Raw genomic sequence first — 22,392 nt, 5'->3', positions numbered from 1 at the left:
AGCAAGTCAAAGAAAATTATCTACTTATAATCCCTAATATTATTTATCTTTTTATGAATGACTAATCCAAATAGTCTTGGTTTGAAGGTATTGGTCCAGAGCTTCTGTACCTTGATCTCTACTTAAAGATCCAGATTGTCTGTATCCACCAAAGGGCGTTTTAATATCTCCTTCAGAAAAAGTATTAACAGAGACAGTTCCACAAGGTAAACTTTTAGCCATATGAAAAGCCCTATCTATATCTTGAGTAAAAACACTTGCGTGCAACCCATACTTTGAATTACTTGCAATTTTCAAAGCTTCTTCATCACTATTGATTGTAAGAACACCAAGTACTGGTCCGAAAATTTCTTCTTGGGCAATAGTCATATTCTCTTTTAAATCATCAAAAAGAGTTGGTTTTGCAAAAAAACCTTTTTGATCTTTACTTGAAACTCCTCCGAATAATAATTTAGCACCTTCATCAACTCCTTTTTGAATGTACCCATCAACAGTTGCTAGATGTTTTTTAGAAATCATTGATCCCATATTAGAGCTTGGATCTAAAGGATCTCCTACTTTAAGATCTTTTACTTTTTTGGAAACTTTATCTAAAAATTCATCTTTAACTTTAGTGTGAATTATTTGCCTCATATTTGCAGAGCAGTTCTGTCCACCATTCCAAAAGGCAGAATTAATTGCATTATCAATTAAATTATCTGTAATCTTTGCATCTTCTAAAACGATGAACGGACTTTTACCACCCATCTCTAAACCAATTGTCTTTAAATTACTTTCACCAGAATATTTCATGAACAGTCCTCCAACTTCTGTTGAGCCAGTAAATGAAACTGCATCAACATCATTGTGTCTACCCAGTGCTTCTCCCACATCTCCAAAGCCAGGTAATACATTTAAAACTCCATCTGGAATACCTGCTTCTTTAGCAATTTGAGCAACTCTAATTGCAGTTAAAGGTGTGTCTTCTGCTGGTTTAATTATAACAGAGCATCCTGTAGCTAACGCTGGTGCCATTTTCCAAACTGCCATCATTAAAGGGAAGTTCCATGGAACAACTCCAGCAACAACACCAATTGGTTCTTTAACAATTAAACTAGTTAACGATGGTTCTGTTGGTCCAACTTTACCAAATACTTTATCTATTAATTCTCCATACCACTGGAAATGCATTGGCGCGTCATTTGCAACTTCATTAATACAATCTCCAATTAATTTTCCAGTATCCACACATTCAAGAACTGAATTTTCTTCACCAGTTTGTCTTAATAATTCTGCAAATTTCAGTAAGACATCTTTCCTAAACTCTGGAGATGTTCTGGACCAAATTCCACTATTAAAAGCTTTTCTTGAAACTTTAACTGCTAGATCAACATCTTTATGATTACATTTTGAAACTGCACAAAGGACTTCGCCTGTTGCAGGGTTTATATTTTTAAATTTTTCGCCATCAATGGCATCTACATATTTACCATTAATAAAAGCTCTGCCTTCAAATTTTAAATTTTTAGCTATAGTTTTGTAATCTACAGTCATTTTATAGATTTAAAGATATTCTAAAGATTGATTTTAGTAAAGAAGCTATTCTGGATTTGCAGTCAATGTTTTAATCTCTAAGATGTTTTCATTAGGATCTTTAACAAAGAATGTTTCTTGCTCATACTTTGTACCTTTAAATCTTAAATAAGGTTCATCATAATATTTAGTATTTTTTTCTCTTAGTCTACTTTTAAGAGCATCAAAATTTTCTCTAGATAAATGTACACCGAAATGAGGAACAGAAACGTTACCCATATCAACATCATGTCTTTCGCTTTCAAGTTTATGCTCGCTTGCGTGAAGAGTTAATTCATTTCCCCAAAAATCTACATCTGCCCATTCTTGAGCTGAGTTATCTAATCTGCACCCTAATATTTCACTGTAAAAATGTTTTGCTTTCTCTAAATCGCCACAAGGTATTGCTAAATGAAAACAGTTGGTGTTTTTGTACATAGATTTTCCTCTTTAAATTACTTATTTAAAGCTTATATAAACCACTATAAATTTATAATCAACATTAGCAAATAATGAACGACTTTTTACAATCTATAATTGATAGAGATCCTGCGGCAAAATCTAAACTAAGTTTAATTTTAACTTACCCAGGCGTTAAAGCAGTTTTTTTTCACAGAATTGCAAATTTTTTTCAACTAGCCAAATTTTATTTGGTTGCAAGAATGATTTCTCAACTCTCTAGGTTTTTAACTGGAATAGAAATTCACCCAGGTGCTAAAATTGGAAAAAATTTATTTATTGACCATGGTATGGGTGTTGTGATTGGTGAAACTTCAGAAATTGGAAATAACGTAACCATTTATCATATGGCAACTTTAGGTGGGATTGCGCCAAGTATTAATTCAAATGACCAAAGACAAGTTAAAAGACACCCTACATTAGGTGATTGTGTTGTAGTTGGTTCTGGTGCACAAATATTAGGCCCTGTAATAATTGGTACTCATGCTAAAATTGGAGCTAACGCCGTTGTAACTAAAGATGTTCCTGAGAATGCAGTAATGGTTGGAATACCCGCTAAAAATGTTGGAACAGCAACTGAAGAATTTAAACCTTATGCGGTAGAAGAGGTAGATAAAAATACTTCAAGCTAATGAAAAATATTCAAGACAACTTTATTTCTGGAATTGGTAACACTCCTTTAATCAAGCTTAGAGCTGCATCAGAAATAACTGGTTGTAATATTTATGGTAAAGCAGAATTTATGAACCCTGGTGGTTCTGTAAAAGACAGAGCGGCACTTGCTTTAATTAGAGATGCAGAGACCAAAAAATTAATTTCTAAAGGTGGAACAATTGTTGAAGGTACTGCTGGTAATACTGGTATTGGCTTATGTCTACTTGGTAATTCACTTGGTTATAAAACAATCATAGTAATGAATGATAACCAAACACAAGAAAAAAAAGATCTTCTTAGAAATATTGGTGCTGATTTAAGACTAGTTCCAGCTAAACCTTATAAAGATGATGCAAACTTTGTAAAAGTTGCAGCAAAACTTGCTGATGAATTAAGACCATCAAATAATAACGGTGTTGTTTGGGCTAATCAGTTTGACAATGTTGCAAATGCTAAAGGTCATTATGAAGGAACAGGACAAGAAATTTGGGAACAAACCGAAGGTAAAGTTGATGGTTTTGTATGTTCATCTGGAACAGGTGGAACGATTTCAGGAGTAAGTAACGCTCTTAAAGAAAAGAATAAAGATATAAAAATATTTCTATCTGATCCAAAAGGATCTGCTCTTTATAACTATATAAAAAATGGAGAATTTAAATCTGAAGGTGGTTCAATTACTGAAGGAATTGGATCAAGTAGAGTAACAAAAAACTTTGAAAATGCTAAGATAGATGACGCCTACTCTATTGATGACCATGAAGCGCTTCCTATACTTTATGATTTAATTCAAAATGAAGGTTTAAGTCTTGGCACTAGTTGTGGAATTAATATTGCTGGTGCGATTAGAATGGGTAAAGAGTTGGGTCCTGGAAAAACTATTGTGACAATTCTTTGTGATAAAAGTGATAAATACGCTACCAAAATGTTTAACAAATCTTTTCTTGAGGAAAAAGGATTGCCTTTTCCCAATTGGATTGATTAAATTTAGATAAAAATTATGACTGGTCAAAGACGTTGGTTAAAAATTTGGGCAAGAACAGTTGGGATGCCCATAGGTATTAATGACAAAGACAAACCTGAATTTTTACCTATAAAACAAAACGATGTTAAAAAAGCATTAGCCTTTAGAACATTTTGGATTCTACTTCATGTCCTAACTTGCCTATTAATTATAGCTGGTAATGGTCGCGTAATGGGTTGGTGGTAATATAAGATAATTTTATCTAAAATTTTATATAAATTAATCTTAATTTTCGTATAAGTGTTTAATGAAAGATAAGAAGTTTCACTTATTCATTTTAATAATTATTCCATTTATTTATCTTTTTCCACATACATTACGATTAATTGAAATAGGTAATGACTTTGAATTATTATACTTTGCCTATAAAAAATATATATTTGAATTTATTCAAATTGGTCATCTTCCACTATGGTCACCAAGTGAAGCTGGAGGGTACTCATTAATCTTCAACCCGTTTGCTCAATACTTTTATCCTTTAAGTTGGCTTCTTTATTTTTTTAGTTTCATTATTGGTGACTTAAGTAAATATACTTATCTAATTTATACAATTTTAGGAGTTTCAATTTATAATGTAGGTCAATATCTTTGGTTAAAAAGACTGGGTCTTGATATTAAGTACTGTTTTTTTGCAACCTTGATTACTTGTTTTGGACTAAAAATAAACGAAATACTAAGATTTCCTAATGCCATTCATGCATTTGCTTGGTTTTCATGGATTTTGTATGGAATGACACTGTCAATAAAAGTTGAAAATAATATAAAATCTTCTTTAATATTATTTGTATCAACAATATTAATACTTACAGCTGGATATCCTTATTATATCTTTTATGGATTTTTATTGTTTGGTTCTTACTTCATTTTTATTTCTTTCTATAGAGTAAAAAAAGAAATTTATAAAAATGATACTATTCATAACAACTTGTATCTATTTTTTTACAATGTATTACCACCTTTTCTTGCACTATTGATTGTATTTCCTTGGCTTGAGGGAATTAAAGAGGTCATGGATATAACTAGAGATAGAAACGTTCAAGATATAACTTTTTCATATATATTAGACTCTAATTTCATAGATCAATTAGGTTCGTGGATTTTTCCACCAATTTCTTTAGCTGAAGGTTGGTATTATTTTGGAACTTTAATGACAGTATTGTTTATTTTTTATGTAATAAATTTTTTATTAAGTAAAAATAAACAATCGTTAGAAAAATATTTCTTAACGTTTTTCATTATATTTTTTTTATTTAATTATCAATTCTCAGCCGCAGAAAACTCATATTTATTCAAAATTATTTGGGAAAAATTTGATTTATTAAAAAATTTTAGAGCTTTTTCTAGAATTAATATTTTATTAATTCCCTTATTTGCTGTTTTATTTTGTTTTGTTTTAAAATTAATAGAGGAAAAAAAACATAATATCAATTTTTTGATCACCACTTCTTTAGTGGCAATTTTTATAATTTTATTACAAATCTATATTATTGAAATATCTGATATTAAGAATCATTATTGGAAAACTTGGCAGGAAAGAAGATTGCTATATGGCTCTATTAAATTTAGCTCAATTGCCTTCATATTTAATCTATATAATCATTACATATACTCAATATCACTAATCATTTCTTTGATTATCTTTAATTTTTTAAAAATAAGAAAATCAAAAAAATTATTACCTCTTTTAGTTGTTATTTTAGTTTCTGGAGAATTATTTTTACTATCCAATATACAGTGGGCTATTCCTTATAAATTTTATGATTCTAATAATTATAATCTTTTAAGTAAAAAACCTTTAGATGATATTAATGATGCTTTTTTAAGTCCAAGAGTAGTAACAGAAGTCAAGGGAAATACTTATTTCAGGAATTTTAGAAAATTTAATATAAATTATTTTGATAATTTTGGTTTAGATAAACATACTAAACTAATAGATAAATATTTTAAAAGAAATGGAAATTTAAAAGATGGATTAGATCAAGAAACTATCAAAAAAATAAATCAGTTTTGGGGTCTCAATGATAATAATAAAATTTTTTTTACAAAAAAAATAGGTTATCTAACAATAGAAAAATTTATTAACGATGTGAATTTTTTAAAGAATAATAAAGATGTGTTTATTTCAATGGAGATAATTAATTATAATGGTGATGAAATTTATATTGATCTAAAAACCAATATAGATGGCTTTTTAACATTTGTAGATAATTGGAGTCCAGGTTGGAAAGTCTATGTTAACAACAAAGAAAAAAGTATCATTAAAGTACTAGAAACATATAAATCTGTTAAGATTAATACTGGTTACAATAAAATTAAATTTAAATATGAGCCTTGGTAAAAAAAAAATACTAATTTTTATAATTTCTTATAAAGCATCATTCAGAATTTTAAATGTTTACAAAAAAATACCCTTTAAAAATTTGAGTAAATATGATGTTAAGATATTATTGAGTGATGATAATTCTAAAGATGACACAATAAAATATGCAATAAATATTAAAAAAAAAGAAAAAAATATTTTTTTAAATGAAAATAAAATAAATATTGGATATGGAGCTCATATAAAGAAATGTTTAAAGTTTGCACTTACAAAAAAATTTGATTATGCGGTAATGATTCATGGTGATGGACAGTATGACCCTAGATATATACCCAGTTTATTAAAGAAATTTTCTAATAATAAAAATATAAGTGCGGTAACAGGCTCAAGAATACTTCGAGGTATTAAAAAAGTTTATCAAGGTGGAATGCCTTTTTATAAATTAATTGGTAATATACTTTTAACCAAAAGTTTCAATTTGCTTTTAAATACATCTTTTACAGATACACACACAGGTTTATGGGCTTATGATTTAGAATCTTTAAAGGATAATAAGTTTAAATTACTTACAGACAGCTTCAACTTTGATCAAGAATTTAGGTTTATGAATGTTATAAAAAATAGAACTATAAAAGAGATTCCAATACAAACAAAATATGGAGATGAAAGATCTCAATTACATATTAAATATGCTATCAAATTTTTTTTAAATTCAATTATATATTTTTTTATCAAAATCAGATTGTTTAGTTTGAAAAAATTTAGATAAAAATTATGACTGGTCAAAGACGTTGGTTAAAAATTTGGGCAAGAACAGTTGGGATGCCCATAGGTATTAATGACAAAGACAAACCTGAATTTTTACCTATAAAACAAAACGATGTTAAAAAAGCATTAGCCTTTAGAACATTTTGGATAGCGCTTCATGTATTAACTTGCCTATTAATTATTGCTGGTAACGGCCGTGTAATGGGTTGGTGGTAATATCTAAATAATTATATATCTCTAACAATATTTCATTTAAGATAATTAGATGAATCTTACTGGCGGCTACATATTTCTAGTATTGGCAATAATACTTGGTATTTCATCCAATGGTTTTTTAAAAGCTACAGAGGGCTTTACAAATATTTACCCTACTCTTTTTTGCATTATTACAATTGTTGCATGTATCTTTTGTTTATCTAAGGCAATGAATGTTATACCTGTTGGCTTTACTTATGCTACTTATGGAGGTCTCACTATTACTGCTGTAACAATTTTTGGTGTTGTGAAATATAATCAAACACCAAACTTTTATGCTACTCTTGGAATATCTTTAATAATAATTGGAGTTATATTATTGAATACAATGGGAAAAACTAATTAATGAATATGACAACTTCCTACTTATTTCTAGCTTTAGCAGTAGTACTAGGTGTTGCTTCAAATAGTTTTGCAAAAAGCGCCGAAGGTTTTACTCTACTTGTTCCAAGTATTATTACGGCAATTACTATAGTTTTATGTATGTATGCCTTATCAATGGTGATGAAAAATATTCCAATGGGAATTACTTACGCATCATTTGCGGGTCTTGCGATTATCTCAACTGTAGGTGTTGGCATAATCAAATATAATCAAGTTCCAAATCTTTATTCGATAGTTGGTTTATGTTTTATTATTGTGGGTGTACTAATGGTAAATCTTTTAGGTAATAATTAATAAAATTATTTAAATAAAATTAGTTAGAAGAGTTTCTAAAATTATCGAAATCCTACAGTTTTGCTAGGTTGCATTCAATAAATATATTTAACATAAAGTGAAATAAATATTTTGAATAGAGTATTCAAAAATGCTAATATATGAATATCAATAAAGGAGGATGATTATGAATTTATCACCACCTGACACATAACTGGTGTGATTAAATAATCAAAGACTAGATAAGACCATAGAAAATAAAAAATCTATTATTATAGATTTTAGCGTAAACCGCTGACTTATAGGGGAACTCTTTTGGAGTTTACCGAAAGGGTGACCCCCTTAAAAAAAAAGCGGTCAAAAAATATCCGGCAACACATGATTGCCTTCATCATCTAAAGTAATATCAAATTCATCTACTACATTAGAAATATCTAATGGCGAATATAAATGTGGAAACATATTTCCATCTGATGCTTGTTCCCAAACTAAATGATCTAACTTTAAAGTATCAACCTTTAATAAAATTAAATCTTTTTGATTTTGGTAAAATTTTTTAAGCGTTCCAGCAACTTGATCGTCACCTGAAAAATGAATGTAACCATCTTCTAAATCTTTTTTAGAACCTGTTAATTTACCTTTAGTCTTAACCTCTTGCCATTCAGATTTGGTACATATTTTATAAACAAACTTAAAGTTCATTCAAAATTTATATTATTCGGGAGGGATATTGACAATAAGAAACTTCCCTCGAAAGAGGGAAGTTAATATTAACTATCTAATAGAGAGAGAAGATAATGTTAATTTTTTTAAATTTTATGAGCTCCTTATAGATAGTAAATTTCAATATTAAAATGACTATTTGTCACTAATAGAAAGCAAATATTAGATATTTTATTTTATCTGTTCACTTAGTGGACGATTTACCAGGATGAGTTTGGTTGACCTAGAAACTCTATTTCCTCAGGAGTAGATTTTCTATCTAACACTATGTTTCGATGGGGATATCTATGAAATTTTTTAATTGCTAATGTGTGATATTTCCAAGATTTTTTTATAGAAACTAAATTCGGATGATCTTTTAAATATTTATCGAGTAAATAATAGGCCATATCATGATCAGTTATCTCCTCACTATGAATGAGTGGTAGTAGCATAAATAATCGTTGATCCTGATCCATTTCATCTAAAAATCCAGCATAAACAGAATCATTAACTATTAATCTTGCTTTATGGTCCAGACTAAAAGCTTTTGAGTCGTCTCTAAACATGTTTCTTGAAAATTGATCAAACAAAATAACTAGTGCTAAACTTCCTAATGGAGTGTCTTGCCAATCATCATATTCATTTGTACTTGCTAATTCAAAATCTTTTAAAAAAAATTTCTTAATAGAAGCATCAAGTTTTTCATCTCTTTTAAATCTTTTATCAATTGGAGTTTCTTTAAACCAGAAATCGATTATTTCTTGAGCCTTGGTAGGTACTACAGACATTTATTTAGAAACTGGTTTTAAAAGTTTAAGCATTTTATTATGTATTAATTGATTTGCAGATACTAAAATATTTCCTGCGTTAACTGCATCTCTATTATCCCAAGTAGTTACAACTCCACCTGCTGCTTTTATAATTGGCATTAGTGGATGAATATCCCAAATTTTATTTGTAGCCTGAAATACAACATCAATTTTTCCCTCACATAGATGAGAATAACTTAATGCATCTGCAGTTGGAAATTGCATTAATTTTAAAACTTTTGGTATTTTCATTTGCTGCCTAAGGCTAACTGCACCATGGAAAGCACCTGAAACTTTTATTTTGGAAAAAGGGACATTCTTTGAAACAAAAATTTTTCTTTTTTTACCCTGCTCAAAAACAAAAGAGTTTTTATAATCAAAATTTAAATAGTACTTATTTAATATTGGAAAATTCGCTAAACCTACAACAGGATTACCTTTGAAATTAAGAGAAATTAAATTGCTCCATGTGGGGTTACCTATTACAAATGATCTTGTTCCATCTATAGGATCTATCACCCATGTAAAGTCACTAGTTGATTTTTTGTGGCCAAACTCTTCACCTATAACTTGATGATTTGGAAATTTTTTTTTAATTTTTAATCTAATAAATTTTTCAAATGCTTTGTCAGCTGTTGTAACAGGATCATACCCTTTGCCTTTAAGCTTATTAGATATCACAAAAGTTTTATTAAGTTTTGAATAATAAAATTTATTTAAGTCTTTTGCTAAATTGCTTAAAAATTTCGAATATAACTTATATTCATTAACGCTTAATAAACTCATTGTATTATATTCTCAATTTGCTTTTCTGCATCTTTAATTGATTTTTCATAATCTATGGCCAATTGATCTGCAGCAATAATATCTATTTTTTTTATACCAAAAAAATTTAAAACGTGCGTTAGCCAAGGTGTTAAAAAATCTTCCTTACTATTGATCTTTGTGCCACCAGATGTAATTATGAGATAAACTTGTTTGTCTTCAAGCAAACCTACCCTGCTTCCGTCTTCATTATATTTAAATGTTTCTTTAACTCTTGCTGCCAAATCTGCCCAGGCTTTTAGTGTTGCTGGTGGGCCAAAATTATAAATTGGTACAGAAATTATAATTGTGTCGCTTTCTTTTAACTCCATGACTAGTTTATCAGACATTTCAAACATTTTCTTATGTTGCTCTGTTTGCTCACCATCAGGGATTTTCATTCCTGACTCAGTTAAATTAGAAATAAAGATCATTTCGTCATTAAGGTCTCGGTAAACAACCTCATCTTCTGGCTTTTTAATTTTATCCAATAATTTTTTTGCTAAAGCTCTTGAGGTAGAACCTTCTTTTCTAGCGCTGGTGTCAATTTGATATATTTTCATGAATTAATTGTCTTTAGTAGTTTTTAACCGAAATTTTGTAAAAATGGTAAATAATTCAGAATATAATAGCCAAGAACTTGTAATTGGTTTGTTAAAATTAAAATTCCTGTAATTAAAAGTATTATACCCCCACCTTTTGTAACCAAACTAATATTTCTTTTGAAATTTTTTGAAAATAGTAAAAACTTTTGCATCAAATAACCCGATAGGACAAAAGGTATCGCTAATCCAAGTGAATAAAAACTTAACAGTAAAATTGCTTTATAAATAGTTTCTTCAGTAGAAGCTAAAGCAAGAATTGATCCTAAAATAGGGCCAATACACGGTGTCCATCCAAAGCCAAATGCCATTCCAATAATAAATACAAAGAAAATATTATTTGATTTTTTTGTATAAAATTTCTTTTCAACATTGAGAAATTTAATATTTAAAACACCAATTAATTGAAGAGAGAATATGATTATTATAACTCCAGCAATAGTTCTTAAAATTTGAGAATTTTGTAAAAGAATTTGTCCTAAGAAAGAAGCAGTTGCACCAAAGACAATGAATACAAAAGAAAAACCTAATGAAAAAACTATCAACGGCAATAAATCTATTTTCTTTTTTTCTAAAATTTCATTTAATGTACTACCAGTAATAAATGAAACATAACCAGGTATTAGAGGTAAGACACATGGAGATAAAAAGCTAATTAACCCTGCGCCAAATGCAATAAATAATTCTAACATTAAATATTATTCAGCTAACACTTTTAAGTTTTGTCTTCCAAGATTATCAATTGATAGCTCCATGTTATCACCATCTTTTAAAAAAACAGGAGGACTCATGCCAAGACCAACTCCAGGAGGAGTTCCTGTTGTAACTATATCACCAGGCATTAACGTTATAAAACTTGTAATATGGGCTACCAAGAAGTTAAAATTGAAAATCATCTGATTAGTGTTACCTGTTTGATGTCTGTGACCATTAACATCTAGCATTAAATTCAAATTATTAATGTCTTGAATTTCATCTTTAGTTACTAAATATGGACCTAAAGGTCCGAATGTATCACCAGATTTACCCTTTACCCACTGGCCCCCTTTTTCTTTTTGCCATTCACGCTCACTAATATCGTTACAAATACAGTATCCAAAAATATAATCTTGTGCATCTTTTTCTAAAACTCTTTTTGCTTTTTTTCCAATCACAAAAGCAATTTCAACTTCATGATCTAATTTTTTTGAAGTCTTGGGGATGATTACATTGTCGTTTGGTCCAATTATAGAATGAACAGACTTATTAAATAGAACTGGGTTTTCAGGTGTTTTCGCACCAGTTTCTTTTGCATGTTCCACATAATTTAAACCAATTGCAAAAAAGTTTCCAGGTTTAGAAATACAAGATCCTATTCTTTCATTTTGATTTATTTCTTCCAAGCTCTCAAGATTCATTTTTTTAATCTTTTCTAAATTTTCAAAATTAATACTTTCAGGGTTTAAGTCTTTAATAATCGATGATAGATTTCTATATTTTCCATCCTTATCTAATACTACAGGAATTTCTTGACCTTCTTTTCCAATTCTTAAAAATTTCATTTTTTATTTATTTTTTTAATTGCATTATATAAGGAGCTATGATCTGTATTTCCCTGACCATCTGCTACTAGATCTTTATACATTTCTTTAATTAAACTAGAAATAGGCAAATGAGTTTCAACAGCTTTTCCAGCATCAACAATATTAGTCATATCTTTTAACTGTGTTGTAGTTTTTCCTTTTGGTGTAAAATCTTTATCAATCATTCTTTTTCCGTGTGTTTGCAGTATTTTGCTATCAGCCCAGCCCCCTGATAATGCTTCAATCATTTTACTTGGGTTGGTACCAGATTTTTCACATAAAGTGATGGCCTCCGCTACAGCTCCAATAGTAACACCTACAATTATTTGATTTGCTAGTTTTGAAATTTGACCAGATGTCACGGGGCCTACAAGTGTTGGATTGCCTAATATTTTAAGAAGATCATAACATTGTTTAAATGTTTTTTCATCACCACCCACCATGATAGCTAAAGAAGCTTCTTCTGCTCCAATTGTTCCTCCAGATACGGGTGCATCTAGATAGTTAATATTTTTTTCTTTTAAAATCTCAGCATATTTTTTTGTAATAACAGGATTGACAGAGCTCATATCAATTACTGTAGCTCCTTCCTTAATATTGGATATAAATTCATCACTACCCATTACTTTCTCAACTGCCGCATCATCTGTGAGCATTGTAATAACTACATCGGAATTTGTAACAACGTCTTTGATAGATGTGGATATTTCTGCCCCAAATTCTTTTAATCTATCTGCTTTATCTTGAGATCTATTATAAGCTTTTAAATTATAGCCTGATTTAAGAAGGTTTTTTGTCATGGGAAAACCCATAAGACCAATTCCAATAAAACCAATATTCATCATATAATTTAAATATAACCTATAATATTTTCTTAACTAAGCTTAATCACTTTATAATTATTATATCTTAAAGGATTTTGGCTGAATTCCTTTAATATTTGTTTTTATCTTAAATAAAGAGCCTGAAAGTTTATATTTTTTAATTTCATGTTTGCTCATACCTTTTAAGGCAGTTGATACAAAAATATCATTGTTTTTTAATCCACCGAATGTGCAATTTGTAATATTTTTTGCCAGTAAGTCAATTTTATGAATTTTTTTACCTTTTAAATTATAAACTGTAATACATGCTCCACCAAAATGACAAACCCAAATATTTTTTTTTGAGTCAATCGTCATTCCATCAGGTGAGCCATCCTTTTTAGAGAATTTTAAAAATTTTGTTTTTTTAACTATTTTATATTTTTTATTTATTTTAATTTTATAAATTGTTTTACTACGACTATCTGTGTGTAAGAAATTTTCAGCATTGATAAAAGCCGGTCCATTTGTAATGTAATATTTTGTATCTACTTTATGAATATTAAGTTTTTTATCTAAACAATATAAAGATCCATTTTTTATATTTCTCTCAGGGTTATCCATAGTTCCAAACCACAGTCTACCTTTAGGGTCTATCTTTCCATCATTTATTCTATTTAGAGGTATATCTTCTTCAATTGGAATAGATCTAATAGTTTCTTTATTTTTAAGATTAATAATTCTAAGCTCTGATTGTAAACCAAGTATAAAAATATCTTTTTTAATATGAGCAAGAAATCCAATTTCTTTATCAACTTTAATAATTCTTTTTTTATTAGTTTTTATATTTAAAGTTAAAATTTTTTTTTTCTTAATATCAACAAAGTAAATTGAATTATGTGATGGCACCCAGAGAGTGCCTTCACCTAATATTGCTTTTGAATTCCAAATAACTTTAGGCTCTGAAGTTATGATATTCAAATTATTCTGCTACAATTTTTGAGTTTTGTTCACCTAAATTGTCAATCGACAATCTAATTGTGTCACCTGCTTTTAAAAATACTTGAGGTTTTTTTCCCATACCCACTCCTGGAGGTGTTCCAGTGGTAATAATATCACCCGCTTGTAACGTCATGTACTTACTTAAATATGAAACAATAAAGAACACATTAAATATCATCTTATCTGTGTTTCCAGTTTGCATTCTTTGCCCATTAACATCCAAGCTTAAATTAAGACTGTTGATATTGGTTATTTCATTTTTAGTGACCAAATATGGTCCAATTGGTCCATATGTATCATGTGATTTTCCTTTAACCCATTGTCCCATTTTTTTAAGTTGCCATTCTCTTTCACTCACATCGTTTACTAAACAATATCCAAGAATGTGATTTTCAGCCTCTTTTTCACTAATATTTTTAGTGTCTTTTCCGATAATTATTCCCAATTCTACTTCCCAATCAAGCTCTTTTGAATCTTTTGAAATTTCAATATCGTCATTAGGACCATTAATTGAGCTTGTCGCTTTCATGAATACAATGGGTTCTGATGGAGCATCCATACCAGACTCTGCCGCATGGTCAGAATAATTTAAACCAATTGCTACAAACTTTCCGGGTTTATTAATACAAGCTCCTATTCTCTCAGAATTTGAAATTTCAGGTAAGTTTTCTAAATCTATACTTTCTAATTTTTTAATAGTTTCAAAATTTACAGTATCTGAATTTAAATCAGTAATATGAGAACTTAAATCTCTAATTTTTCCATTTTTATCTAATGCTGCTGGTTTTTCTTTTCCTTTAACACCTACTCTTAATAGTTTCATGATTTTCCTTTTCTTAATTTATTAAATTGAAATTCCACCATCAACAGAAATTGTTGTTCCTGTAGTAAATGTTGCATCGTCTCCAGCTAAATAAACTGCTACAGCAGCTATTTCTTCTGCTGTTCCAAGTCTTCCCATTGGTTGTCTTGCTATAAAATCTTTCTTTGCTTGTACCGGGTCCGGGCTTTGATTAACTCTATCTTGCCAAGAAGGTGAAAATACTGTTCCTGGTGCAATAGAATTGCATCTAATATTTTGTTTTACAAAATCTGCAGCTATTGATTTAGTTAAGCCAATTACTGCTCCTTTTGTAGTTCCATAGACAAATCTATTTGGGAAACCTTTAAGGCTTGAGGCACATGACGAAACGTTAATTATACTTCCACCATTCTGCTTAACCATTAAAGGTAAAATTGCTTTACACATTTGATACATAGATTTGACATTTACATCAAAAGAAAAATCCCAATCCTTTTCTTCACATTCTAGAATAGTTCCATGATGAACAAAACCTACTGCGTTGAATAAAACATCAACTTTATCAACACTTTTCATAAACTCTGAAATAGCATTATTGTCTGTTGAATCTAAAGTTTGAACTTTAATTTTAGGATATTCATTATTTAATTCAGCTAAAGTTTTATTATTTAAATCTGTTGCAGTTACATTTGCTCCTTCATTATGAAATGCTATAGCCGTTGCTTTACCAATTCCCTGGCCTGCTGCTGTTACAATAATATTTTTACCTTCTAGTCGATTGCTCATGTTTTTCCTTTTTTAATGTGAATGCCTAGGCATCCCTTTTGTGTTTGTTATATCTAAATATAAAGATTCAGTTTCTAGGCAAGCACCCGTTTCTAATTGACCCACCATTTTTCTGGAAATTTCCTGCCATGGTGTTTGGTTTGTTAATACTGGGATCTTGGTATTTTTTTTTCTATCTGAGATCTCAGTCTCTGATATTAATAAGTCAATTCTTCTATTGTTAAGATCAATCTTAATTTTATCTCCTGTTTGAACTATCAATAAATCCCCACCAATAGCCGATTCTGGTGAAACATTCAAAATAGATGGACTTTCTGAAGTGCCACTTTGTCTGCCATCTCCTAATGTTGGAAGAGTGTTAATCCCTTTTTTCAATAATCTATCTGGTGGCTGCATATTTACAACTTCAGCGGAACCTGGATAACCTACGGGTCCACAGCCTCTAATCATCAAAATTGATTTTTCATCTATATTTAACTTTTCGTCGTTTATTCTTGAATGGTAATCCTCTGGTCCTTCAAATACTACGGCATTAGCTTCAAATACATTTTTATTTTTTGGATCTGATAAATATCTTTTTCTAAACTCATCACTAATAACCGATGTTTTCATAACAGCAGAACTAAAAAAATTACTTCTCATAACGATATAACCTGCATTTTCTACTAGTGGATTTTCAAATGATTTAATAACATCAGTATCTACATCTATTTTAATCTTTAAATTTTCTTCTACAGTTTTCCCAGATACTGTAAGTACGTTTTTGTGCAATTTATTATTTTTTAATAATTCTTGCATAATTGCAGGAACCCCTCCTGCTCTATAAAATCTTTCCATTAAGTGTTCACCAGCTGGCTGACAATTTACAAGTAATGGGATATCGTGACCTAGTGTTTGCCAATTTTCTATATCTAATTCTAAACCCATATGTCTTGCTATTGCTGTGAGATGTGGTGGACAATTACTTGAAGCTCCTATTGCACTTGCAACTAATATTGCATTTTCGAATGCTTCTTTAGTCATGATTTTTGAAGGTGTTAAATCTTCATGAACCATATCAACAATTCTTTTTCCTGTTTCAAATGAAATTTGTGATCTTTCCCTGTATGGAGCTGGTATAACCGCACAGCCTGTTAAAGACATTCCTAATGCTTCTGCAATAGAGTTCATAGATGAAGCTGTTCCCATTGTATTACAATGACCTATGCTTGGTGCTGATGCAGCAACCATGTCCATAAATTCATCATATGTAATTTCTCCTTTTGCGTGCAGTTTTCTCGCTTCCCAAACTACAGTTCCAGAACCTACTTTTTTTCCTTTATAACTTCCATCAAGCATCGGACCACCTGATAAAACTATTGCTGGTATATTTACAGTTGCCGCAGCCATTAATGCTGCTGGCGTAGTTTTATCACAACCAGTTGTTAAAATTACTCCATCTATAGGATAGCCAAATAAAACTTCTACTAAAGACAAGTAAGATAAGTTTCTATCCAAACCAGCTGTAGGCCTTTTACCTGTTTCTTGAATAGGATGAGTTGGGAATTCAATGGGTATTCCTCCCGCCTGTCTAATCCCATCCTTAATTCTACTACTTAATTCTTGAAAATGTCTATTACATGGTGATAGATCACTACCAGATTGAGCAATTCCGATTATAGGCTTTCCAGATTGCAATTCTTGTCTTGTCATTCCATAATTTAGATATCTTTCTAAATATAGAGCAGTAAGAGCTGGATCATTTGGATTATCAAACCACTGTTTGCTTCTTAATTCTTTTTTTTTCATTTTTGTGAATTTTATTATAACCAACCTTTATCGACTACATAATCTTGATTAGTACATCCAGATGAAGCATCAGAACCAAAAAATAGAACTGTTTTAGCTATATCTGAGGGCATTAACTTATGTTTTAAACACTGTTTTTTTAACATATCTGCCTCAGACTCAGGTGTTAACCATTTCTCAACTTGTCTCTCTGTCATCACCCAACCAGGAACTACTGAATTTACTCTTATATCAAACTCACCAAGGTCTCTTGCAAAAGATCTCGTTAAACCCACAACGCCAGATTTAGCAGCAGTATAAGCAGCCATTCCACCTTGTCCAATCATCCATGAAACAGACCCAATATTTATAATGGAGCCACTTTTATTTGCTATCATTGCTTTTTTAACTGACTGAACTGTAAAAAAATAATGTCTTAAATTAATATTCATTCTTTCGTTCCAAAATTCCTCAGTTACTTCATCGATAGAATGTCTCTCATCATTTGCTGCATTATTTACCAAAACATCGATTGCTCCATTATTATCAATAATTTTTGATATAGTATTTTGTAAATCTTTTATATTTAATAGGTCACACTTTATAAAAGTAGGAACAGAAAAATTTTTATTTTTACATTCTAAAACTAATTTATTTGATGCTTTCTCATTTATATCTATAAAATATACTTCTGAACCTTGTTCACAGAAATGCTCTACGATAGAGGCACCAATACCAGAACCGCCTCCAGTTACAAAAACTCTTTTATTTTTTAAATCTTCATAAATAGCTGTCATTTAAATTCTCTTTTTTGAATCTTTATCAAATAAAGAAATTTGAGATGTATCAATATTTAATTTTAATTCTTTATTTATTTCTATATCAAATGTAGATGCAAACTTACCAAGAACTTGTTGTCCAAGATAATCAAACGTTACTATTTGCTCATGACCTGTGTATTCTAAAAGCTCCGACTTTAAATCAATTTCAAAACAATCAGGATTAATTTTATCAAAGTAAATGTGTTCTGGTCTAATTCCTAAATAAGTAGTTAGTTCAGTGTTTTCAAATTCATTTTTAAAAGAGTAGTTCCCAACTGGTATTTTAATACCTTCATTTGAACCATTGGGCATAAAAATAATATTATTATCATGTTTCTTTAATTTACCTTCAATCAAATTCATTGATGGAGATCCAATAAAATCTGCAACAAAGACACTTTCAGGTTTATTGTAAATATTTTTAGGTGTATCACATTGTTGAATTAATCCATGATCCATAATTGCAATATTTGTACCTAAGCTCATAGCTTCCGTTTGATCATGTGTAACATAAACTATTGTAGTTCCAAGTTTTTGATGTAGTTTTTTTATTTCTCTTCTCATTTCAACTCTTAATTTTGCATCAAGATTTGATAACGGTTCATCAAATAGAAAAATTTTGGGGTCTCTTACTAACGCTCTACCCATTGCAACCCGTTGACGTTGACCACCAGATAATTGAGATGGTTTTCTGTCTAACAGTTGTGTTATTTGTAATAAATTAGAAACATCATTTAATGCTTTTTCTATTTTTTCTTTTGGAGTTTTTCTTTGTTCCAGTCCAAAGGTAACGTTTTTTCTAACAGTCATTGCTGGATAAAGAGCATAAGACTGGAACACTAAAGCAATATCTCTATCACTTGGCTCCATATTATTTACATTATGATCGTCTATCAAAATATCCCCGCTATTGGATGTTTCTAGACCTGCAATTGTATTTAACAATGTAGATTTTCCACACCCAGATGGTCCTAAAAGTACAAGAAATTCACCGTGTTTAATATCTAGATTAATTCCTTTTAAAACTTCAGTTTTTCCAAAGTTTTTATTGATGTCATTAATTTTTAAAGTTGCCATATTATCCTTTCACTGATCCAGCTGTTAGTCCTTTAATAAAATAATTTCCAGCAAGAATATAAACTATTAATGTTGGAACACCTGTAATAATTGCTGCTGCCATATCTACGTTATATCTTTTGACAGCTGTACTTGTTAATACCAAATTATTAAGGGCTACTTGAATTGGTGCTGCTTCCCCAAATGAAAAAGTAGCTCCAAATAAAAAATCATTCCATACTTGTGTGAATTGCCAAATGACAGTTACAACTAGTATAGGAATAGAAATTGGTAGGATAATTTTAAAAAATATTTTAAAGAATCCTGCTCCATCAATTCTTGCAGCTCTCACCATTTCATCTGAAATAGATACATAATAATTTCTGCAGAATAATGTTGTAAAACAAACTCCATATACTACATGAACTAATATTAGCCCACTTATTGAATTTGACATTCCTAGGACACCTAGAGTTCTAGCCATTGGTAATAATATTGCTTGATAGGGTATAAAAGTTCCAAATAAAAATAATAGAAATATATATGAATCTCCTTTAAATCTCCATTTTGTTAAAGCGTAACCGTTAATAGCTCCAAGTAAAGTTGATATTATAACTGCTGGGACTACTAACTTAATAGAATTCCAAAAATAAGGTTTAAGAACAACATCACCTCCTGTAAATCCAGCTCCATCCCAGGCCTGTTTCCAAGCATCAAACTTAATAGATTCTGGTAAAGAAAATAAATTACCCTGTCTAATTTCTGGCATAGTTTTAAATGATGTTACAATCATTACATATAGTGGGGTTAAATAATAAAATACAAAAATTCCTAATATAAAATATAAAATCCATCTATAGATAATATTTTTTCTTTTAGAATTTGCTTCTAATCTATTAAGATTTAATTTTTCTTTATCTTGCATTTTCCCTCTTTAATTCTGAATACAAATACGGCACAACAATTGCAGATACTGTTAAAAACATCATTATCGCACTTGCAGATGCTAGTCCCACTTCACTTCTATGAAAAGCCATAGCAGTCATAAACACTGCGGGCATATCTGATGAAATTCCTGGCCCACCTGAGGTTAGTGCTATAATTAAATCATAACTCTTGATTGATAAATGAACCAAAATTACTATTGCACTCATAAAAACTGGTCTCATCATTGGAAGAATAATTTTACTATAAATTGAAAAAATTCCTGCACCATCTATTTTTGCAGCTTTAATAATTTCATCATCAACCGATCTCAGGCCTGCTAAAAAAATTGCCATAATAAATCCGGAAGATTGCCATACACCGGCTATTACTATCGTGTAGATTGACATTTCTGGTGTTACTAACCAATCAAATTTAAAGGTTTCAAAACCCATATCATTAACAAACTTTTCAATGCCTAGTGTTGGATTTAGAACCCATTTCCAAGCTGTTCCTGTCACTATGAACGATAAAGCCATAGGGTATAAATAAATTGTTCTTAAAAAACCTTCTGCTCTAATCTTTTGGTCCAGTAATATTGAAAGAAGAATTCCAATAGCAATACATAAGATTATAAATAACACTGTAAATATTAGTAAATTTTCAACTGCTACATGCCATCTTGGCATATTCCATAATCTAATATACTGATCTATCCCCCAAATTTCGTACCTTGGTAGCATCTTAGATTTTGTAAAAGAAATATAAATCGTCCAAAAAATAAAACCATACACAAACCAAGATAAAATTCCAAGTGATGGTACTAGAACTAATTTAGGTAAATTTTTTTTTAACCAAAACATATTTTTAATTAGATCTGCGCTATCATTTTTATGAAAGCGCAGATTTTAACGTACTTTTTTTTATTATAGCGAAGCCTTAACTGCTGCAGCTAGTTTTTTAGCAGCATCAGATGAAGACATATTTGAATTGAAATGCTCAGTAACTACATCTTGAATAGCACCTTTTTGTGCAAGTCTTAATGCCATACCGTGAGCAAAACTTGGTAGTAATCCACCCTTAGAACCAGCAGTTTTTAAGTCTGCGTTTGATTTTTTAGCACACATATCAAACTCATCCATAGAAACATCTAATCTTGCAGGTATCGAACCTTTATAGATGTTGAAAACTTTTTGGAAGTTTTTTCCCATCATTAAGCTAGCAAGTAGTTTTTGACCTTCAACTTTATCTTTACCTTTAACTTTGTAGAAAATAAATGAGTCTACATTGTAAAGATATCCATTGTTAGATGGAGTTGGCGCACAGATATAATCTTTTCCTGGTGCCATGTTGTTAGCAGCAAATTCACCTTTTGCCCAATCACCCATGATTTGAAAAGCAGCTTTGCCTTCCATTACCATACCAGTAGCAACGTTCCAGTCTCTACCTGGAGAACCAGCATCAGTGTAACCTTTAAGTTTTCTCATTTGATCAAACACTTTAGTCATAGTTGATCCACCTAACGTAGCAGCATCTAAATCTACAAAAGCTTTTCTGTAGAAATCATTACCACCGACACCAAGAGCTACAGCTTCAAATACTGTTGCATCTTGCCAAGGTTGACTACCATGAGCTAAAGGAATAATTCCATTTGCTTGTAGTTTATCCGCAGCAGCATTAAACTCTGCCCAAGTAGAAGGCATTTTAATACCATTAGAATCTAGAACTTTTTTATTAGCCCAGATCCAGTCAATTCTGTGAATGTTTACAGGTGCAGCACAATACGCTTTACCATCATCACATTTCATATGACTAGCAACTTGCTTACTTAAAAGATTGTCCCAACCCTCTTTTTTTGCAACAGCATCAATGTTGTAAGGTGCAACTACACCCTCTTCATCGTACTCTTGAATTGTAGGACCTTTAATTTGAGCTGCTGCTGGTGCATCGTTAGCAACTATTCTAGCTTTTAGTGTTTGCATTGCTGCATCTCCACCACCACCAGAAACAGGCATGTCTAACCAAACTCCATTTTGTGCAGCAAACTCATCTTGTAATACTTTTAAAGCTTTTGCTTCACCACCACCTGTCCACCAGTGCAATACCTCAGCCTTAGGTGCTGCAAATGAAACACTTGGAGTAAGAGCTAGAGCTATTAAAGCAACTATCAGTTTCTTCATTTTCATTTTATTTTCCTCTTTTTAGTTAATATAATTAATCGATTAATTAATTTAAAAAATTAACTTATTAAAAAAACAAAAAAA

The 22,392-nt window shown here is 30.3% G+C and carries 26 protein-coding genes; 8 read left to right on the top strand and 18 right to left on the bottom strand.

Going from position 1 to position 22,392, the window contains the following annotated elements; genetic code table 11:
- Window positions 1-51: 51 nt before the first annotated feature.
- Both AC5SL3_RS01975 and AC5SL3_RS01970 read right to left on the bottom strand, forming a co-directional pair.
- Entirely contained in the window at window positions 52-1,533 is a 1,482-nt protein-coding gene (locus tag AC5SL3_RS01975) for an aldehyde dehydrogenase (RefSeq protein WP_494578493.1), read from the bottom strand.
- 45 nt (window positions 1,534-1,578) lie between these two features.
- A complete protein-coding gene (locus tag AC5SL3_RS01970) occupies window positions 1,579-1,989 on the bottom strand; it encodes a VOC family protein (RefSeq protein WP_006997125.1) in 411 nt (136 codons plus the stop codon).
- A 74-nt stretch (window positions 1,990-2,063) separates the two neighbouring features.
- On the opposite strand from AC5SL3_RS01970, the gene epsC reads away from it, so the two are divergent.
- The 8 genes from epsC to AC5SL3_RS01930 all read left to right on the top strand — a co-directional run bounded on the left by epsC (window position 2,064) and on the right by AC5SL3_RS01930 (window position 7,706).
- Window positions 2,064-2,642 carry a serine O-acetyltransferase EpsC gene (gene epsC, locus AC5SL3_RS01965; RefSeq protein ID WP_494578491.1) on the top strand — a complete coding sequence of 193 codons (579 nt, stop codon included), beginning with the start codon at window positions 2,064-2,066 and terminating at the stop codon, window positions 2,640-2,642.
- A complete protein-coding gene (locus AC5SL3_RS01960) occupies window positions 2,642-3,646 on the top strand; it encodes a cysteine synthase A (RefSeq protein WP_494578489.1) in 1,005 nt (334 codons plus the stop codon). The genes epsC and AC5SL3_RS01960 overlap by 1 nt, the downstream gene beginning before the upstream one ends.
- Before the next feature lie 15 nt (window positions 3,647-3,661).
- The gene (locus tag AC5SL3_RS01955; RefSeq protein WP_027306630.1) at window positions 3,662-3,871 is read left to right on the top strand and encodes a hypothetical protein; all 210 of its coding nucleotides are present in this window, start codon (window positions 3,662-3,664) and stop codon (window positions 3,869-3,871) included.
- 61 nt (window positions 3,872-3,932) lie between these two features.
- Window positions 3,933-6,023 (top strand): hypothetical protein, encoded by a 2,091-nt coding sequence (locus tag AC5SL3_RS01950; protein ID WP_494578488.1) that lies wholly within the window; start codon window positions 3,933-3,935, stop codon window positions 6,021-6,023.
- The gene (locus AC5SL3_RS01945; RefSeq protein ID WP_494578486.1) at window positions 6,010-6,774 is read left to right on the top strand and encodes a glycosyltransferase family 2 protein; all 765 of its coding nucleotides are present in this window, start codon (window positions 6,010-6,012) and stop codon (window positions 6,772-6,774) included. Before AC5SL3_RS01950 ends, AC5SL3_RS01945 begins: the two co-directional genes overlap by 14 nt.
- Before the next feature lie 5 nt (window positions 6,775-6,779).
- On the top strand, window positions 6,780-6,989 hold the full coding sequence (locus AC5SL3_RS01940) for a hypothetical protein (protein ID WP_011281944.1): 210 nt from the start codon (window positions 6,780-6,782) through the stop codon (window positions 6,987-6,989).
- A 49-nt stretch (window positions 6,990-7,038) separates the two neighbouring features.
- The gene (locus AC5SL3_RS01935) at window positions 7,039-7,374 is read left to right on the top strand and encodes a DMT family transporter (RefSeq protein WP_494578484.1); all 336 of its coding nucleotides are present in this window, start codon (window positions 7,039-7,041) and stop codon (window positions 7,372-7,374) included.
- On the top strand, window positions 7,374-7,706 hold the full coding sequence (locus AC5SL3_RS01930) for a DMT family transporter (RefSeq protein WP_006997130.1): 333 nt from the start codon (window positions 7,374-7,376) through the stop codon (window positions 7,704-7,706). The genes AC5SL3_RS01935 and AC5SL3_RS01930 overlap by 1 nt, the downstream gene beginning before the upstream one ends.
- Before the next feature lie 336 nt (window positions 7,707-8,042).
- On the opposite strand, the gene AC5SL3_RS01925 is transcribed toward AC5SL3_RS01930, so the two are convergent.
- The 16 genes from AC5SL3_RS01925 to AC5SL3_RS01850 all read right to left on the bottom strand — a co-directional run bounded on the left by AC5SL3_RS01925 (window position 8,043) and on the right by AC5SL3_RS01850 (window position 22,314).
- The gene (locus tag AC5SL3_RS01925; protein ID WP_494578482.1) at window positions 8,043-8,387 is read right to left on the bottom strand and encodes a DUF952 domain-containing protein; all 345 of its coding nucleotides are present in this window, start codon (window positions 8,385-8,387) and stop codon (window positions 8,043-8,045) included.
- A gap of 221 nt (window positions 8,388-8,608) precedes the next feature.
- Window positions 8,609-9,178, bottom strand: a complete 570-nt coding sequence (locus AC5SL3_RS01920) for a DUF924 family protein (protein ID WP_494578480.1) — start codon at window positions 9,176-9,178, stop codon at window positions 8,609-8,611.
- On the bottom strand, window positions 9,179-9,985 hold the full coding sequence (locus tag AC5SL3_RS01915; protein WP_494578479.1) for an inositol monophosphatase family protein: 807 nt from the start codon (window positions 9,983-9,985) through the stop codon (window positions 9,179-9,181).
- Complete coding sequence (locus AC5SL3_RS01910; RefSeq protein ID WP_494577147.1) at window positions 9,982-10,566, bottom strand: FMN-dependent NADH-azoreductase; 585 nt, start codon at window positions 10,564-10,566, stop codon at window positions 9,982-9,984. Before AC5SL3_RS01910 ends, AC5SL3_RS01915 begins: the two co-directional genes overlap by 4 nt.
- 23 nt (window positions 10,567-10,589) lie before the next feature.
- Window positions 10,590-11,297: a cytochrome c biogenesis CcdA family protein gene (locus AC5SL3_RS01905; RefSeq protein WP_494578477.1), complete on the bottom strand. Its 708-nt coding sequence runs from the start codon at window positions 11,295-11,297 to the stop codon at window positions 10,590-10,592.
- Between the two features lie 6 nt (window positions 11,298-11,303).
- Window positions 11,304-12,146: a fumarylacetoacetate hydrolase family protein gene (locus AC5SL3_RS01900; protein WP_494578475.1), complete on the bottom strand. Its 843-nt coding sequence runs from the start codon at window positions 12,144-12,146 to the stop codon at window positions 11,304-11,306.
- The gene (locus AC5SL3_RS01895; protein WP_494578473.1) at window positions 12,143-13,012 is read right to left on the bottom strand and encodes an NAD(P)-dependent oxidoreductase; all 870 of its coding nucleotides are present in this window, start codon (window positions 13,010-13,012) and stop codon (window positions 12,143-12,145) included. The genes AC5SL3_RS01900 and AC5SL3_RS01895 overlap by 4 nt, the downstream gene beginning before the upstream one ends.
- Window positions 13,013-13,069: 57 nt before the next feature.
- Window positions 13,070-13,951 carry an SMP-30/gluconolactonase/LRE family protein gene (locus AC5SL3_RS01890; RefSeq protein ID WP_494578471.1) on the bottom strand — a complete coding sequence of 294 codons (882 nt, stop codon included), beginning with the start codon at window positions 13,949-13,951 and terminating at the stop codon, window positions 13,070-13,072.
- 1 nt (window position 13,952) lies between these two features.
- Window positions 13,953-14,795, bottom strand: a complete 843-nt coding sequence (locus AC5SL3_RS01885) for a fumarylacetoacetate hydrolase family protein (RefSeq protein WP_494578470.1) — start codon at window positions 14,793-14,795, stop codon at window positions 13,953-13,955.
- A 21-nt stretch (window positions 14,796-14,816) separates the two neighbouring features.
- Entirely contained in the window at window positions 14,817-15,560 is a 744-nt protein-coding gene (locus AC5SL3_RS01880; RefSeq protein ID WP_494578469.1) for an SDR family oxidoreductase, read from the bottom strand.
- Window positions 15,561-15,572: 12 nt separating this feature from the next.
- Window positions 15,573-17,348 carry an IlvD/Edd family dehydratase gene (locus tag AC5SL3_RS01875; RefSeq protein ID WP_494578467.1) on the bottom strand — a complete coding sequence of 592 codons (1,776 nt, stop codon included), beginning with the start codon at window positions 17,346-17,348 and terminating at the stop codon, window positions 15,573-15,575.
- 14 nt (window positions 17,349-17,362) lie between these two features.
- A complete protein-coding gene (locus tag AC5SL3_RS01870; protein ID WP_006997142.1) occupies window positions 17,363-18,124 on the bottom strand; it encodes an SDR family NAD(P)-dependent oxidoreductase in 762 nt (253 codons plus the stop codon).
- Window positions 18,125-19,225 (bottom strand): ABC transporter ATP-binding protein, encoded by a 1,101-nt coding sequence (locus AC5SL3_RS01865; protein ID WP_494578466.1) that lies wholly within the window; start codon window positions 19,223-19,225, stop codon window positions 18,125-18,127.
- A gap of 1 nt (window position 19,226) precedes the next feature.
- Window positions 19,227-20,129: a carbohydrate ABC transporter permease gene (locus AC5SL3_RS01860; protein ID WP_006997144.1), complete on the bottom strand. Its 903-nt coding sequence runs from the start codon at window positions 20,127-20,129 to the stop codon at window positions 19,227-19,229.
- Window positions 20,119-20,991 (bottom strand): carbohydrate ABC transporter permease, encoded by an 873-nt coding sequence (locus tag AC5SL3_RS01855; protein ID WP_006997145.1) that lies wholly within the window; start codon window positions 20,989-20,991, stop codon window positions 20,119-20,121. The genes AC5SL3_RS01860 and AC5SL3_RS01855 overlap by 11 nt, the downstream gene beginning before the upstream one ends.
- A 63-nt stretch (window positions 20,992-21,054) precedes the next feature.
- Window positions 21,055-22,314 carry an ABC transporter substrate-binding protein gene (locus tag AC5SL3_RS01850; protein ID WP_006997146.1) on the bottom strand — a complete coding sequence of 420 codons (1,260 nt, stop codon included), beginning with the start codon at window positions 22,312-22,314 and terminating at the stop codon, window positions 21,055-21,057.
- Window positions 22,315-22,392: the final 78 nt, after the last annotated feature.

Source organism: Candidatus Pelagibacter sp. PS_34 (assembly GCF_059417845.1).
The sequence above is the reverse complement of the archived record's forward strand: the minus strand, read 5'-3'. Positions and strand labels throughout refer to the sequence as shown.